This is a genomic window from Streptomyces sp. NPDC111744, from assembly GCF_055634995.1.
The window spans coordinates 249499-265012 of the sequence record NZ_JBVKCG010000007.1 but is presented as its reverse complement, the minus strand read 5'-3'; the positions used below and the strand labels follow the sequence as shown (position 1 = coordinate 265012).

At 71.5% G+C, this 15514-nt stretch carries 13 protein-coding genes, 1 tRNA gene and 1 pseudogene; 4 read left to right on the top strand and 11 right to left on the bottom strand.

What is annotated here, in order from left to right:
• Positions 1-39: 39 nt before the first annotated feature.
• The 7 genes and pseudogenes from ACZ7OO_RS18805 to ACZ7OO_RS18775 all read right to left on the bottom strand — a co-directional run.
• The gene (locus tag ACZ7OO_RS18805; RefSeq protein ID WP_471505867.1) at positions 40-549 is read right to left on the bottom strand and encodes a hypothetical protein; all 510 of its coding nucleotides are present in this window, start codon (positions 547-549) and stop codon (positions 40-42) included.
• A 42-nt stretch (positions 550-591) separates the two neighbouring features.
• Positions 592-1209 carry an aminoacyl-tRNA hydrolase gene (gene pth / locus ACZ7OO_RS18800; RefSeq protein ID WP_471505866.1) on the bottom strand — a complete coding sequence of 206 codons (618 nt, stop codon included), beginning with the start codon at positions 1207-1209 and terminating at the stop codon, positions 592-594.
• A gap of 74 nt (positions 1210-1283) precedes the next feature.
• On the bottom strand, positions 1284-1883 hold the full coding sequence (locus ACZ7OO_RS18795; protein WP_471505865.1) for a 50S ribosomal protein L25/general stress protein Ctc: 600 nt from the start codon (positions 1881-1883) through the stop codon (positions 1284-1286).
• 221 nt (positions 1884-2104) lie between these two features.
• Positions 2105-3085 carry a ribose-phosphate diphosphokinase gene (locus tag ACZ7OO_RS18790; RefSeq protein ID WP_471505864.1) on the bottom strand — a complete coding sequence of 327 codons (981 nt, stop codon included), beginning with the start codon at positions 3083-3085 and terminating at the stop codon, positions 2105-2107.
• A gap of 142 nt (positions 3086-3227) precedes the next feature.
• Positions 3228-4676: a bifunctional UDP-N-acetylglucosamine diphosphorylase/glucosamine-1-phosphate N-acetyltransferase GlmU gene (gene glmU / locus ACZ7OO_RS18785; RefSeq protein ID WP_471505863.1), complete on the bottom strand. Its 1449-nt coding sequence runs from the start codon at positions 4674-4676 to the stop codon at positions 3228-3230.
• 127 nt (positions 4677-4803) lie between these two features.
• A tRNA-Gln gene (locus ACZ7OO_RS18780) sits at positions 4804-4879 on the bottom strand.
• A 14-nt stretch (positions 4880-4893) separates the two neighbouring features.
• A pseudogene (locus ACZ7OO_RS18775) lies at positions 4894-5411 on the bottom strand (terminase gpP N-terminus-related DNA-binding protein); the annotation flags it as partial.
• 100 nt (positions 5412-5511) lie between these two features.
• Between ACZ7OO_RS18775 and ACZ7OO_RS18770 the strand changes: the two are divergent.
• Positions 5512-6846: a sensor histidine kinase gene (locus tag ACZ7OO_RS18770; protein ID WP_471505862.1), complete on the top strand. Its 1335-nt coding sequence runs from the start codon at positions 5512-5514 to the stop codon at positions 6844-6846.
• Between the two features lie 14 nt (positions 6847-6860).
• On the opposite strand, the gene ACZ7OO_RS18765 is transcribed toward ACZ7OO_RS18770, so the two are convergent.
• Positions 6861-7358 carry an SUKH-3 domain-containing protein gene (locus ACZ7OO_RS18765; protein WP_471505861.1) on the bottom strand — a complete coding sequence of 166 codons (498 nt, stop codon included), beginning with the start codon at positions 7356-7358 and terminating at the stop codon, positions 6861-6863.
• Positions 7359-7447: 89 nt separating this feature from the next.
• Positions 7448-7987, bottom strand: coding sequence for a YwqJ-related putative deaminase (locus ACZ7OO_RS18760; RefSeq protein WP_471505860.1), 540 nt, complete (start codon positions 7985-7987; stop codon positions 7448-7450).
• A 295-nt stretch (positions 7988-8282) separates the two neighbouring features.
• Between ACZ7OO_RS18760 and ACZ7OO_RS18755 the strand changes: the two genes are divergently transcribed.
• From ACZ7OO_RS18755 to ACZ7OO_RS18745, 3 genes are all read left to right on the top strand, one after another.
• On the top strand, positions 8283-9269 hold the full coding sequence (locus tag ACZ7OO_RS18755; RefSeq protein WP_471505859.1) for an SMI1/KNR4 family protein: 987 nt from the start codon (positions 8283-8285) through the stop codon (positions 9267-9269).
• 8 nt (positions 9270-9277) lie between these two features.
• The gene (locus tag ACZ7OO_RS18750) at positions 9278-12226 is read left to right on the top strand and encodes an SUKH-4 family immunity protein (protein ID WP_471505858.1); all 2949 of its coding nucleotides are present in this window, start codon (positions 9278-9280) and stop codon (positions 12224-12226) included.
• A 318-nt stretch (positions 12227-12544) separates the two neighbouring features.
• Positions 12545-13417, top strand: a complete 873-nt coding sequence (locus ACZ7OO_RS18745) for a cellulose-binding protein (RefSeq protein ID WP_471505966.1) — start codon at positions 12545-12547, stop codon at positions 13415-13417.
• A gap of 46 nt (positions 13418-13463) precedes the next feature.
• Here the strand turns inward: ACZ7OO_RS18745 and ACZ7OO_RS18740 are convergent, their stop codons facing one another.
• Positions 13464-15074 carry a sodium/solute symporter gene (locus ACZ7OO_RS18740; protein ID WP_471505857.1) on the bottom strand — a complete coding sequence of 537 codons (1611 nt, stop codon included), beginning with the start codon at positions 15072-15074 and terminating at the stop codon, positions 13464-13466.
• Positions 15071-15481 (bottom strand): DUF485 domain-containing protein, encoded by a 411-nt coding sequence (locus ACZ7OO_RS18735; RefSeq protein ID WP_471505856.1) that lies wholly within the window; start codon positions 15479-15481, stop codon positions 15071-15073. Before ACZ7OO_RS18735 ends, ACZ7OO_RS18740 begins: the two co-directional genes overlap by 4 nt.
• Positions 15482-15514: the final 33 nt, after the last annotated feature.

Sequence of the window (15514 nt, the reverse complement as noted above, 5' to 3'; positions counted from 1 at the left end):
GCCCCCGGCGTCATACACCGGGGGCACAGCCGTCTCTGCTCACTGCAACGCGAAGAAGGCGGCCGTCAGCAGCGCGATCCCCGAACCGCCCAGCACCCACGCCACCCGGGTCAGCCGCAGCCCCCCGGCCACCACCACCGACGCCAGCAGCAGCGCGCCGCCCAGCGGCACCCAGGCCAGCAGGACCCCGGCGGGGCCCGACCGGACCACGCTTTCGGTACCGGGCTTCACGATCACGTCGTACGTCTGCCCCCTGCGCACCGCGACCGACTTGCCGATGACCGCACGGGAGCGCGCCGACGCGCCGGACGACACCGGGGTGAACGGGCCCGTGCAGGTGTCCGCACCGCACGCGGTCACCTCGATCGTGCCCCGCTCCTTGCCCTTCGTCAGCATCACGTCCTGGGCCGTGCCCCAGGAGCCCCACACCCCGCCGACCAGGATCAGCACGGCGACCGCGCCCATCGACACGACCCGGCCGAACCGCAGGGCGGCGACCGGAGGCGTACGGGAGGAGGGAACCGAGGCAGCAGGCATGGCCGGGATCATTGGCCATGTCCCTACGGCCGGTCAACTGCGGTAGGGGACAAGTCAGGAGTTGTACGAGCTTTGCGCCCGCTCCAGCCCCTCGGTGACCAACGCCTCCACGGCGTCGGCCGCCCGGTCCACCAGGTAGTCCAGCTCCTTGCGCTCGGCCGGGGAGAAGTCCTTCAGCACGAAGTCCGCGACCTGCATACGACCCGGAGGACGCCCGATCCCGAACCGCACCCGGTGGTAGTCGGCGCCCATGGCCTTCGTCATCGACTTCAGTCCGTTGTGGCCGTTGTCGCCACCGCCGAGCTTGAGACGGAGGATGCCGTAGTCGATGTCCAGTTCGTCGTGGACCGCGACGATGTTCGCCACCGGCACCTTGTAGAAGTCGCGCAGCGCGTTCACCGGGCCGCCGGACAGGTTCATGAACGACATCGGCTTCGCCAGGATCACCCGCCGGCTCGCCGGCCCCGGCGCCCCGATCCGACCCTCCACGACCTGCGCCTGCGCCTTGCCGGCCCGCTTGAACTTCCCCCCGATCCGCCCGGCGAGCAGGTCCGCGACCATGAAACCGACGTTGTGCCGGTTCATCGCGTACTCCGGTCCGGGGTTGCCGAGGCCGACGATCAGCCAGGGAGCGTTGGCAGGGGAGGCGCCTGCGGGGGTGGTCACGTCCATGTCTCCTTGATACGCGCCAGCCGCCGCTCCCGGGAGGAAGCAGCGGCTGACGGACGATGAAACGAAGGTGAGGATCAGGCCTCGGCGACTTCCCCGGCCGCCTCGCCCTCTTCACCCTCCGCGGCCTCCTCGGCCTGCGCGGCCAGGACCTGCAGGACGACCGCGTCGTCCTCGACGGCCAGGGTCGTGCCGGACGGCAGGGGGATGTCCTTGGCGAGGATGGAGGCGCCGGCCTCCAGGCCCTCGACGGAGACCGTGACGGACTCCGGGATGTGGGTGGCCTCGGCCTCGACCGGAAGCGCGTTCAGCACGTGCTCCAGCAGGTTGCCGCCCGGGGCCAGCTCGCCCTCGGTGTGCACCGGGATCTCGACCGTGACCTTCTCGCCGCGCTTGACCAGCTGGAGGTCGACGTGCTCCAGGAAGCCCTTGATCGGGTCGCGCTGCACGGACTTCGGGATCGCCAGCTCGTTGGACTTGCCGTCGATGTCCAGGGAGATCAGGACGTTCGGCGTACGCAGCGCGAGCAGCAGCTCATGACCCGGGAGGGTCAGGTGGATCGGGTCCGAACCGTGGCCGTACAGGACACCGGGGACCTTGCTGTCGCGACGGATACGGCGCGCGGCACCCTTGCCGAACTCGGTGCGCGACTGCGCGGCGATCTTCACCTCGGACATGGTGATCACTCCTCGTAGAGGTAGATACGGACGTGGTCACCCGGCCACGAACGGCCTGCTACGAAGAGCGCGTCGATAACGGAGCACCGACACCTGTACGGAACAGGTACGGCCTCCCTCGCCGAGCAACTCGAGCAGTCTACTCGGAGGGGGAGGCCGTACCAAAAGGATCTTCAGTTGCTGTGCAGAAACCTCACTGCAAGGTCCTTACACCGCGCCGCTCACTGCTCGTCGAAGAGGCTCGTCACCGAACCGTCCTCGAACACCTCACGCACCGCACTCGCGATCGTCGGCGCGACCGACAGCACCGTGATCTTGTCCAGATCCCGGCTCAGCTCACCCGGCGTCGGCAGCGTGTTCGTCAGCACGAACTCACTCACCCGCGAGTTCTTCAACCGGTCCGCAGCCGGACCCGACAGCACACCGTGCGTCGCCGTCACGATCACGTCCTCGGCACCGTGCGCGAACAGCGCGTCCGCCGCCGCACAGATCGTGCCGCCCGTGTCGATCATGTCGTCGACCAGGACACACACCCGGCCCCTGACCTCGCCCACGACCTCGTGGACGGTCACCTGGTTCGCCACATCCTTGTCCCGGCGCTTGTGCACGATGGCCAGCGGCGCACCGAGCCGGTCGCACCAGCGGTCCGCGACCCGCACCCGGCCGGCGTCCGGAGACACCACCGTCAGCTTGTTCCGGTCCACCTTCCGCCCCACGTAGTCCGCGAGCATCGGAAGAGCGAACAGATGATCCACCGGACCGTCGAAGAACCCCTGGATCTGGTCCGTGTGCAGATCCATGGTCAGAATCCGGTCCGCACCCGCCGTCTTCATCAGATCGGCGACCAGCCGCGCCGAAATCGGTTCACGACCCCGGTGCTTCTTGTCCTGCCGCGCGTAACCGTAGAACGGCACAATCACCGTGATGGAACGCGCCGACGCGCGCTTCAGCGCGTCGATCATGATCAACTGCTCCATGATCCACTGATTGATCGGAGCCGTGTGGCTCTGGATCACGAAGCAGTCGGCACCACGCGCCGACTCATGGTAACGGACGTAGATCTCACCGTTCGCGAAGTCGAAGGCCTTCGTCGGGACGACCCCGACACCCAGCTCGTGGGCGACCTCCTCGGCAAGCTCGGGGTGGGCGCGGCCGGAGAAGAACATCAGCTTCTTCTCGCCGGTCGTCTTGATCCCGGTCACAGCACTGTCTCCTCAGAGGTGTCTCAGCCGTACAGCTGGATGTCCAGCGACCTCCGCGCCGTGACGCGGGAGGCCGAAACAGCTGGTTAGGTGCGGGTGTGCACTTATCACGGTACGACGTCTTCGGCGCACCTGTTTCCGGTCAGTCCTCGCTCACGCCCCGCCGGGAAGCCGCCTCGGCAGCCTTCGCCGCCGCACTCCCCGGACGCTTCCGGGCCACCCAACCCTCGATATTCCGCTGCTGACCGCGGGCCACGGCCAGCGAACCGGGTGGCACATCCTTCGTGATCACAGACCCGGCAGCGGTGTACGCACCGTCCCCCACCGTGACAGGCGCCACAAACATGTTGTCCGAACCTGTCTTGCAGTGCGACCCGACCGTGGTGTGGTGCTTGTTCTCACCGTCGTAGTTCACGAACACACTCGCCGCACCGATGTTCGTGTACTCACCGATCGTCGCGTCACCGACATAGGAGAGATGCGGAACCTTGGTCCCCTCCCCGATGGAGGCGTTCTTGGTCTCCACATACGTGCCGATCTTGCCCTTCGCCCCCAACCGCGTCCCCGCCCGCAGATAGGCATACGGTCCCACAGTCGCGTTCGGACCGACATGAGCGGAATCGGCCACCGTGTTGTCCACCCGGGCCCCCGCGCCGACCCGCGTGTCCTTCAGCCGGCTGTTCGGCCCGACCTCGGCACCCTCACCGAGATGCGTGGAGCCCTGCAGCTGCGTCCCCGGATGGACCACGGCATCCCGCTCGAAGGTGACCGTCACATCGACCCACGTGGTCGCCGGGTCCACCACCGTCACACCGGCCAGCATCGCCCGCTCCAGCAACCGGTCGTTGAGAATCCGACGAGCCTCCGCCAACTGCACCCGGTTGTTGATCCCCGCGATCTCCCGGTGATCGCCGGCCACCGACGCACCGACCCGGTGCCCGGCCTCACGCAGGATCCCCAACACGTCCGTCAGGTACTCCTCGCCCTGACTGTTGTCCGTCCGCACCTTCCCCAGCGCATCCGCGAGCAACTGCCCGTCGAACGCGAACACACCCGAGTTGATCTCCCGGATCGCCCGCTGCGACTCGGAGGCGTCCTTGTGCTCGACGATGCCCGTCACCGCACCGGACGCGCCGTCGCGCACGATCCGGCCGTAACCCGTCGCGTCCGGGACCTCCGCGGTCAGTACGGTCACGGCGTTGCCGTCGGCGTGATGGGTCTCGGCGAGCCGGGTGAGGGTCGCACCGGTCAGCAGCGGGGTGTCCCCGCAGACGACCACCACGGTCCCGTCGACCGCGCCGCCCAGCTCCTCCAACGCCATCCGCACGGCGTGCCCGGTGCCGTTCTGCCGCTCCTGCACTGCCGTACGGACAGCGGGGTCGACCGCCCCGAGATGCGCGCCGACCTGCTCACGGGCGTGCCCGACGACGACGACCAGGTTCTCGGGGTCCAACTCGCGGGAGGCGGCGAGCACATGGCCCACCAGGGAACGGCCACAGATCTCGTGCAGGACCTTGGGTGTGGCCGACTTCATACGGGTGCCCTCACCCGCTGCGAGAACGACGACGGCTGCCGGGCGAATGGCGCTCACGGAGTTGCCCTTCGGCTTTTTGGGATGGGTGGGGGTGACATCCGCAGGATACCGGGGCGTTTCGCGGGGGACATGAGAGCGGGCACTGACGGTGCTGTCAGGGCCCGAACCGAGGCCTTGTGTGCTGTGGCTCCCCCGCAAGGATTCGAACCTTGTCCTGCTGGTACCAAAAACCAGTGTGCTGCCAGTTACACCACGGGGGACAGCGCTCCAGACCTTACCGGAGACGTGCCTCGGCCTGAGCCACGATTCCGTTCCACCAGCCCTCGATCCGGTTGTCCAAGTGGGCGCTGCGGGCCACACCGATGACGAGGCAACCGTGGTAGTCGTCGCCAGTGTTCTTGCGGACGGTCTTCGGGTTGTGCTTCTTCAGCGTCGGCTTGGCGAAGACCGACGGGTCGACGTCTGCGATACCTGCCCAGAACCGGTGCGCCGCCTCGGTGTCGGCTGATTCGTGGATGAGCAGCCTGAAGCCCCGCCGCTCGCGGTCCACCTCCAGGAGGTCGAGCCAGGCGAGGTAGACGCGGATCACCCCCGGGTCGCTGTTGACGAAGATTGCCCGCTCTCGTCGGTCGTACGGTTTGCTCTTTCTTCCGGTGTGTACCGGGGCTCGGGGCGCGGCAGATCCCGGACCCACAGTGAAACCGAGCTCCTCGAACACCCCAGCTCCGCCTCGATCCGGTCGTACGTCCAGCCCTGCAGCCGCAGCTCCCGAGCCCTGGCCCGCAGGTCGTCATTCCAGTGGGTTTCGGTGTTGTTCGGTTACGGAGTGTGGTGTAAGCGAGTAGACGAAACTCGCCGGAAAAGCCCACCCTCGCGCCCGTAGGCTGGAGCCATGACCACGACGGGGGCAGACCACGCGACGGCCTTGACCGGGCCGTGGTGGTGGTCGCGGTGGCGTAGTGCGGTGCTGGACGTGGGGGTCGCGCTGGTGTCGGCGCTGGAGTGCGCCGCGGAGGGGATGCCGTTCGCGCGGGACGCGGGGATCCCGGTGCCGGCGGGGATCGTGTTCGGTCTGCTGGCCGGTTCCGTGCTGGTGCTGCGCCGGAAGTGGCCGATAGCCGTGGTGCTGGTCGCGATCGCGATCACGCCGGCCCAGATGGGTTTCCTGATGGGCATCGTCGGCCTGTACACGCTGGCCGCGGCGGAGCTGCCGCGTCGGATCATCGTGGCGTTGTCGGGGATGACGTTTCTGGGGACGTTGATCGTGACGTTCGTGCGGGTGCGGCAGAGCATGGCGCGCGGGGATCTGACGATGGGGGACTGGTTCGTCCCGTTCGCGGCGCTGGCGACCTCGCTGGGGTTGACCGCGCCTCCGGTGTTGCTGGGCCTGTACGTGGGTGCGCGGCGGCGGCTGATGGAGAGCCTGCGGGAGCGGGCGGACAGCCTGGAGCGGGAGCTCCAGTTGCTCGCGGAGCGCGCGGAGGAGCGTGCGGAGTGGGCGCGGGGTGAGGAACGGACGCGGATCGCGCGGGAGATGCATGACGTGGTCGCGCATCGGGTGAGTCTGATGGTGGTGCATGCGGCGGCGTTGCAGGCGGTGGCGCGGAAGGACCCGGAGAAGGCGGTGAAGAACGCGGCGCTGGTGGGGGACATGGGGCGCCAGGCGTTGACGGAGTTGCGGGAGATGTTGGGGGTGTTGCGTTCGGGGGAGGCGGCTCAGCGGCGTTCGGCTGCGGCTGCCGCTTCGGCCTCGGCGTCGGTTTCGGTGCCGTTGGCGGCGGTGGGGGTGGCGGCCGCTGCGGCGGCTTCGCGGGTGGCGGCGGAGGAGGAGGGGCCGTGGCTGTCGGAGCTGGAGGTGCTGGTGGGGCAGTCGGCGGCGGCGGGGATGGTGGTGGACCTGTCCGTCGAGGGGGATGCGCGGTCGTACGCGGCGGTGATCGAGCAGACGGCGTTCCGGGTGGTGCAGGAGGCGCTGACGAACGTGCACAAGCATGCGGCGGGTGCGAAGACGCATGTGCGGTTGGCGCACCGGGTGGCGGAGATCGCGATGCAGGTGGAGAACGAGCCGCCGCCGGAGCCGGCGTCGGCGGCGTCGGCGGGTCTGCCGTCGGGTGGGAACGGTCTGGTGGGGATGCGTGAGCGGGTGCTGGGGCTGGGTGGGGTGTTCGTGTCGGGGCCGACGGATGCCGGGGGTTTCCGGGTGTCGGCGGTCATTCCGGCGGTCTGACCGGCAGGGCCTGGCTAGGAGTGGGCGGTGAGGCGTCGGGGTTCGACGCCTGCGATGAGGGTGGTCAGGGCGTGGTCGATGTCGGGGCCGACGTACCAGTCGCCGGTGTGGTCGAGGGTGTAGACGCGGCCTTCGGCGTCGATGGCGAGGAGGGAGCGGGTGTCGCTCTCCTCGCCCAGGGGGCAGACCTCTGTGTCGAGGGCGCGGCCGAGGTCGCCGAGGGTGCGGGCGAGGTGGAGGCCGTGCAGGGGGTCGAGGTGGAGGGTTGCGGGGGCGATCTGGCGGCCGGGGCCGGTGGGGTTGATGTGCAGGCCGCCGAATTCGGCCCAGGCTTCCACGGCGGCGGGGAAGACGGCGTGCCGGTGTCCGGCGGGCGAGGTGTGTTCGCGGAGGGCGTCGGCCCAGACCTCGGCCTGTTTTATGTCCCAGCGTCCGGGTTGCCAGCCGGCGGCGCGCAGAGCTGCGTCGACGGGCACGGAGAAGCGGGTGGTGGAGGTGCGGTCGGGGTGCATCTGCCCTTCGTTCGTGTTTGGTGCGGGTGCGGGTACGGGGAGTTGGGTGCCGCCTGCTGCGGCGGGTGTTGCGTGGGTGGGGGTGTGCGTCAGTCGTCGGTGGCGGTGGGGTCGACGATGCGGACGCCGAAGTGGGCCGTGAGGGCGGCGCAGGCCCGGCAGGGGGCGGCGAAGCTGCCGTGCAGGGGGTCGCCGTCCTCGCGTATGCGGCGGGCGGTGAGCTTGGCCTGCTTGAGGGCTTTGCGGGCTTCGCCGTTGGTCATGGGTTTGCGGGCGGCGCGTTTGCTGCGGGCGCTGTCGGCCGTGGCGATGTGCCGTGAGATGAGGATGGCCTCGGCGCAGCGGCCGGTGAACCGGTCGCGTTGTCCGCTGGGCAGGGTGTCGAGGAACTCCTGGACCAGCGGGTGCAGCGGGGGCGGCTGGTCGCCGCGGGCAGCGGTGCCGGTGAGGGTGGCGCCGCGGACGGAGAGGGCGGCGGCGACGGTGGGCAGAATGCCGTCGCGGCGGTGCCGGAGGGTGGGAGCGGGCGGTATTTCGGTGCTGCTCCAGCCGATGCGGGGGTCGCCGGTGGTGGCGCTGTGAGTGGCGCCGGGCATGGCGGTGTGCGGTCCCGTCTGTGTGGCGTTCATGATCGTCTTCCCCTCCCGGGCATCCCCCGAAAGTTACAGACTGCCAAATCCCGTGGCGGGTGGGGAAGCTGGGGCGGTGCGACACGCCCGCGTTTGGGCAGGCTGTCACGCGGGGTGACGGCTGGTCACGGAAGCGGAGGCCCGGTGACCGGGGTTCGCGTACCGCATAGGCTGTCGGCACCGCGATGGGCGCGGTCGACGCGTCTGGGACGTGGGAGAGACAGCCGGATACGGGCCGTGGCGTGCTTTGGGGTGCGGTCTCGGTTCGTACAGAGTGCCGCAGGGGGCAACCGCCATGACGACAGGTCGGCTCGGGCAACAGGCCGCGCCGCCGAACGCGGCCTATGCCGGGCAGGTCGTGCATTTCCCGGATCCGGTCCGGGCGGCACGTCACCCGAGAGGGGTACGTGTCGACGAGCATGGCTACCCCGACTTCTCGCCCTACGCGCGTGCGGCGGCGGAGATCGCGGACCCGCCGGAGGGCTTCGGGGTCGACGAGTTGCGGCTGACGGACTACGTGTCGGCGAACGCGGTGCTGTCCGCTTCGGGTCATGAGCTGTGGGACACGGTGCCGGCGGTGGCGACACCGCACGGCTGGACGTGGCATCACGTGGCCGGGTCGCGGCGGCTGGAGCTGGTCCCGGTCGAGGTGAAGGCGTTGCTGCGGCATCACGGCGGGGTGGCGACGGCACAGGTGGACCAGGGCAAGCGGGGCACGCGGCCGTTGCAGGAGACGCGTCCGGCGCATGTGGGGCTGCCGAAGTCGGGTCTGGCGGTGTCGGAGTCACAGGTGCAGGGGGTCGAGGAGGACCTGGGGTACCGGCTGCCGGGTGCGTACCGCTCCTTTCTGAAGGCGGCGGGCGGGTGCGCGCTGGTGGGTACGGCGCTGGACGCCGAACTCGGTCTGCTGCTGGACCAGCCGTTCTTCACGGTCCGCGACGAGGCCGCGGTCAACGACCTCGTGTACGTCAACAAGTGCCTGCGGGACCACCTGACCAAGGACTACCTGGGCGTGTGTTTCGTGCAGGGCGGTCTGCTGGCCGTGAAGGTGAAGGGCGACCGGCTCGGCTCGGTGTGGTTCTGCGCGTACGACGATGTGCGCGACGTGGATCCGTCGTGGTCGCCGGCGGAGCGGGTGGAGCGGCTGCTGCTGCCCTGCGGTGAGGACTTCGACGTGTTCCTGTCGCGGCTGGCGGGTTCCCCGCCGGAGCTGGAGACGGTGGCGAACCTGATGGTGGACGGCGGTTTCGCACGTGTCGTCTCTGCTGGCCCGGGGGAGTGAGTTTCGGCATGGTGACGTTCGCGCAGGCGCAGGAGCGCGCGGAGGAGTGGATCAACGGGGACGTGCCGGCGTATCAGCACCGTGAGGTGCGGGTACGGGAGTTCGGCCTCGGGTTCGTGGTGTGGGGCGAGGATCGCGCGGAGGGTCCGCGTTCCGACGCGGGCGGGCAGCGGCTGGTGATCGCCCGGGACAGTGGCGACGCGACGCTGTGGCCGGCGCTGCCCGTGGGCGAGGTGGTCCGCCGGTACGAGGAGGAGTACGGCCGTGAGGCGGAGATCGCCGACGCGGTGCCGGCGCCCGCGGCGCGGGTCGACCTGAACCAGACCTCGTTCCTGTTGAGCCCCCCGGAGTGGCTCCAGGAGGCGGCGGACAAGCTGGGTATTCCGGATCGGCGGTCGGGGGCTGACGGGGTGTCGGCGGAGGGGGCGGCCGGCGGGGCCGGTACTGGGGCCGGTGGACTTGCGGAGACGCGGGCGGGGGTGCCGGCGGGTGCCGGTGGGGCTTCTTGGCCGGCGGCCGCGGGTGGTGCGAGCGGTGCGGATGGCGCCGGAGTGGGTACGGGCGAGAGGGCGTCTGTCGGGGCGCAGGGTGGGCTGGGCGTGCCCAACGTGCCTGTCGGCGCGACCCCTTGGTCGGGTACCGACACGAACGCCGATGCCGGTGAGGACCGTTCCGTGCCGTTGCCCGCGACGGTGTTCGCGCCGCCGCTGAGCGACTCCGGCGACGGCGGGCTGGGGGACGCCGAGACGGCGCTGATGTCGGGGGGCAGTCAACTGCCGCGCACGGCGGTGTCTCCGGCTCTCGACGACGCGAGCGTGCAGGGCGTGCAGGGTGGGGCGCCCGGCGCTCCGCAGGGCAGCACGCCCCCGCTGCCTCCGCCGGGCGCCCCGACATACGGCTACCCGCAGGGGCCGGCGGCCCCGGGGACGCCCCCGCCAGGCGCGCCCGCCGATCCGCCGGCGCCCGCGGCTCCGCCCGCGTCTTCCTACGGCTATACGCAGGCCCCCGCCGCCCCGAGCTACGGCTACCCGCAGGCGCCGGCCGGTGCTCCGGGCGTGCCCCGGCCGCCGGCGGGTCCGGCCGCTCCGGGCCGCCCGCCGGCGCCGAACGCCGGTGACATAGCGGACGCCGCGACGAGCAGGGCCGCACCTCCTCCGCGCAGGGCGCGCGGTGCGGCCGGTGCGCCGCCTCCGCCGCCGGGCGCCCCGGGAACTCCGGGTGCACGCCCCGGGGGTGCGCCTCAGCCGCCCGCGCCGGGTGCGCCGGCGGGCGGGTATGTGCCGACGCAGATGGTGTCGGCGTTGGGTCCCGAGGGACCTGGGGGTCCGGCGGGTGCGGCGCAGGCGCCGGGCGTGCCGACTCCGTCGGGCGCCCCCAACTCGCCCGGTGCGCCGGGCACTCCGGGTGGCACGCCCCCCGGAGATGTCCATCGTTCGGCCTCGATGCCGGCCGGCCCGAGCGTGATGGGAGGGGGCGCGCCTCAGCCTCCGGGAGCCCCAGGTGCCCCGGGCGTACCCCCTGCGCCCGGCGCGACACCGCCGTCGCATGCCCCGGGCGCGCCTTTCACGCCAGGTGCCCCGCAAGCCCCGGGCGCCCCTGGTGCCCCGCAGCCCCCTGGCGCCCCCGGCATGCCTCCCGCGGCTGGCGCGCAGGGCTCTGCTGGTGGTGCGCGTGGGGCGGTTCACCACGCGGAGACCGTGCTGGCCGCGCCTTTGGTGGGTGCCCCGGGCGCGCCGTTGCCCCCGGCCGCCCCTGGCGTACCCGCGGCACCGGGCGTCCCCGGTATGCCTCCGGGTGCCCCGCAGATGCCGCCGCCGATGCCGGCCGGTGCGATGCCGCCGCCGATGCAGGCCGGTGCGATGCCGCCGCCGATGCCGGCCGGTGCGATGCCGCCGCCGATGCCGGCCGGTGCGATGCCGCCGCCGCCCGGGCAGCCTGTGCCGGGGCAGCCGCCGCAGGCGTACGGCTACCCGCAGCAGGGTCAGCCGACAGTGGGCCCCGGCTACCAGGCGGTGCTGCGCTACCGTGCGCAGGACGGTTCGGAGCAGCAGCTGATCCGGCGTTCGGCGCCGGGTACGCCTCACCCGGAGTGGCAGATCTACCACGAACTGCGGGCGATGAACGTGCCGCCGGACCAGGTGCTGGAGCTGCACACGGAGCTGGAGCCGTGCGAGCTGCCGGGTGCCTACTGCGCGCGGATGATCCGGGAGCAGTGGCCGCAGGCGCGGCTCGCGAGCATCGCGCCGTACGGGACGGATCACGCCAGCCGGCAGCAGGGGATGCGGCAGTTGCTGGCGCACCAGGGCGAGCTGCACCAGGTGGCGGCGGGTCCCGCGCGGCCCGCGCCGGTGCGGGCGCCGTTGCCGCAGGTGCAGGCGGCGCCGCCGATCCCGCCGGAGGCGATCGCGCAGGAGCTGGGGGCGGCGTTCGGTCCTGGCGTGTTCCGGTGCGAGCAGGCGGCGGTGTCGCGGCAGGGCGTGCCGCCGATCGTGGCGCACACCCTGGTCGCGGCGGGGCTGCCGCTGGACATGGGGCCGTTCTTCTGGGCGCAGGCCCAGCCGGGCCGTCCGGTGCCGACGCTGGCGGAGCTGGCGCAGGAGCGCGGGGTGCAGCCGGCGCCGGACGCGGGGTCGTACCTCGTGATGGGCACCGACTTCGGCAAGGCGGTCTGTGTGCAGTACGGCACCGCGAACATCGTGGCCGTGCCCGTGGAGGCGGGGCCGGGCGGGGCGTCCGTGCCGCCGCAGTTCGTCAACACCGGGCTGCCGGAGTTCGCACGCTGCCTGGCGCTGCTGGGCCGGATGTGGCGGCTCAGGTTCGGCCTGAACCAGGAGCAGGCGGGCCGCTGGACCGTCGACTTCCAGGCCCAGTTGGCCTCCCTGGACGCGGCGGCGCTCGGTTCGCCGGAGAGCTGGTGGTCGGTGCTGCTGGAGCAGATGTGGGACGGCCTGTTGTAGCGCGGCGGTAGGAAGAACGGCCGGTGGGGGCCGGTCCGGTCGGGTGACCGGACCGGCCCCCACGCGCGCGTGCACGCCTTTGTTCCCGGGGCCGTGGCGGGGCCGCGGTGCTGAGCTGGTAGCGCGGGGGCGCACGACCCCTGCGTTCGCGCCCCCTGGTGCTCTCGTGGGCCCGGGTGTGGCATGCGGTGCTTCGGCCGTGACATCTCTGCGGAGTGTCGCGTTATGAACACTTACACCCGATCCATCAAGATGTGCGCGAAATCATCATTTCGTGCGGGTCCGGCGGAGAGGGGTTCCAGGGTGAGCAGCGCATCGATGTCGCCGTACGGCTTCGTGACCGTCCGGGGGCGTGGTTACCGCCCCGAGCAGGTCGACGCGTTCCTGGTGGCGCTCTCGCAGGACAGGGACGCCGCGTGGGAGCGTGCCGCGCGGCTCACCGTGCTCGCCAAGGACATGGAGGCGGAGGCCGTGCGGCTGCGTGCCGTCGTCGCCGAGCTCCCGCCCCAGACCTACGAGACGCTCGGGGACCGCGCGCACCGTGTGTTCCGGCTCGTGCTGGAGGAGGCGTCGGCCGTACGCAACAACGCCCGGCGCGCGTTGACCGACGGGGTTGTGCAGGCCGAGACGGGCGCCGAGAACGCGCTCTGTGTGGCGCGCGAAGAAGCGGACGCGCTCCGCGCGGACACCGAGGAACGCGCCCGCCAGCTGCTTCTCGCCGCGCGCGCCGAGGCCGACGAGATCCGCATCGGCGCCCGGCTGGAGGTGAAGGAGATGCGCTCTGAGGCCCTCGCGGCGTTGCGCGAGGTGCGGCAGCGCACCACCGGGATGCTCGCCGAGCAGGCCAAGGAGCACGCCGAGCGCTGGAACGAGGTGGAGCGCGAGGAGGCCGCGCGCGCGGCCGCGGTCGACGCGCAGAACGCCGAGCGCATCGCCCGCGCGGAGGCCGCTCTGTCCGAGGCGAAGCGTGCCCTGGGCGACGCGGAGGAGTGGGAGCACCGTTCCCAGGAGGCGGCGCGTGTGCGTGCCGACGAGATTCTCGCGGAGGCGCGGGTCCGGGAGGAGCGCATCGCGCGGGAGACCGAGCGGGTGCTGCGCGAGCACGGGGAGACCTGGGACGACGTACAGGCGCACATGGACCACATGCGCGACAGCCTCATGACCCTGACGGGGCGTGTGGCGACCGAATAGCGCCCCGCCGCCCACCCCCGCTCCCCCGGCGCACCACCCGCTCCGCTCAAGCTCCCCGGCGCCCGGCTCCCGCGAGGATCCAGCCCTCCACCGCCTCGTACTGCCGTCGCTGTTCCGCCGCCCCGCGCCGACTGGAGACGACCGTCCCCAGCCATCCCAGGAGGAAGCCGGCCGGGATGGAGACGATGCCGGTGGTGGTGAAGGGGAACCAGTTGAAGTCGGTGTGCGGGAAGGCGGCACCCGGTGAGCCGGAGACCAGGTTCGTGCCCGGCATCAGGAGGAGCACGGTGAGGGTGCCGCCGAGGAGGGTGCACATCAGGCCGGTGCGGGTGTAACGGCGCCAGAAGAGGCCGTAGACCAGGGCGGGGGCGAGGGCCGAGGCGCCGAGGCAGAAGGAGAGGGTGGCCAGGGGCTGCAGGCTGTGGTGCTGGACCAGGGTCGCCAGAAGGATCGTGGGGACTCCTGTGGCGAGCGCGCAGACGCGGGCGAGGGTCATCTCGCGGCGGGCCGGGATCTCCTGGACGCGGGTCGCGAAGACGTCGTGGGCGAGGGAGTTGGCGCAGGCGAGGATCATGCCGGCGACGGAGGCGAGCAGGGTGAGGAAGATCGCCGTGGTGACGGTGGTGAAGAGCAGGGTGCCCGCCGTCGACACGTCGGTCCCGAACGCCGCGCGGGAGCCCAGCAGATAGGCCGTGTTGCCCTGCGGGTCGGCGGCGGTGATGGCGGTACGGCCGACCAGCGCGGTGGCGCCGAAGCCGACGACGCTGATGATCAGGACGAACAGGGCGACGCCCGAGACGGCCCAGGACATCGAGCGGCGGACCTGGCGGGCGCCGGCGGCGGTGTACATGCGCATGGTGATGTGCGGCAGGCAGGCGCCGCCGAGGACGATGGTCAGCTCCGAACTGATCATGTCCAGACGCGGGTTGGGCCCTCCGGTGAACTGGAGGCCGGAGTGCAGGTAGGCGGTGCCGGCGCCGCTGCCCCGGGCCGCCGCGGCGAGCAGGGCGCCGGGGTCCCAGTCGAAGCGGCGCAGGATCAGCAGGGCGACCACCGTTCCGGAACCGAGCAGCATCACGATCTTCAGGATCTGGATGAGGGCGGTGCCCTTCATGCCGCCGATGGCCGCGTAGCTGATCATCAGCGCGCCGAGGCCGATGACACAGCCGGTCTGCACGGACTCGTCGGAGAAGCCGAGGATGAAGGCCATCAGCTGGCCCGCGCCGGCCAGCTGGACCAGCATCAGCGGCAGCAGGGCGGCGATGGTCACCGCGCAGGCCGTGATCCGTACGCACCGGCCGGGCATCCGGCGGGCCAGCGCGTCGCCCATGGTGAACAGGCCCGCGTTGCGCAGCGGTTCGGCCAGCAGGAACATCAGCAGCATCAGCGACAGTGCCGTGCTGAGGGCGAGGACGACGCCGTCGTAGCCGCACAGGGCGATCACGCCGCCGGTGCCGAGGACGGTGGCGGCGGAGATGTAGTCGCCGGCGATGGCCAGGCCGTTGCGCAGGGGGGAGAGGGAGCCGTAGCCGGTGTAGAACGCGTCGAGGTCGTCGCGGTCCGGGCCGGTCAGCACGCACAGCAGGAGGGTGAGCGTGGCGACGGCGGTGAAGGCGACCAGGGACATGGACTGCGCGGAGTCGCTGAAGCCGGTCACCGTACCGCTCCCCGCCTTTCGTCGAGTTCCGCCGTTCTGCGGATGCGGTCGGCGAGCGGGTCGACGTGGCGGCGCGCGGTGTGCTCGTACAGGGCGATCGCCAGCCAGGTGACGGGCAGTTGGAGGAGGGCGAGGAGCAGGCCGGCGGGTACGCCGTCGGCGACCGTGCTCGTCATCACGCGCGGGGCGAACGCGGACAGCACCAGGAAGAGGGTGAAGTAGCCGAGCGCGGTGAGGGTCGCGGTGCGCCGCTGGAGGCGGTAGGCGCCGCGCAGCATCCGCAGGTCGCTGTGGTGGCCGACCGGCTCCCGGTGCGGCACATGGCGGGGCCGGGGCGGCTCCGGCGGCAGCGGCTGCCAGGGATAGGTGAGATGTGACGGCTCGCGCGGGGAAGCGTCGTAGGACATCCCGGTGCTCCTTGCGTGGCTCGGGTCCGTGGC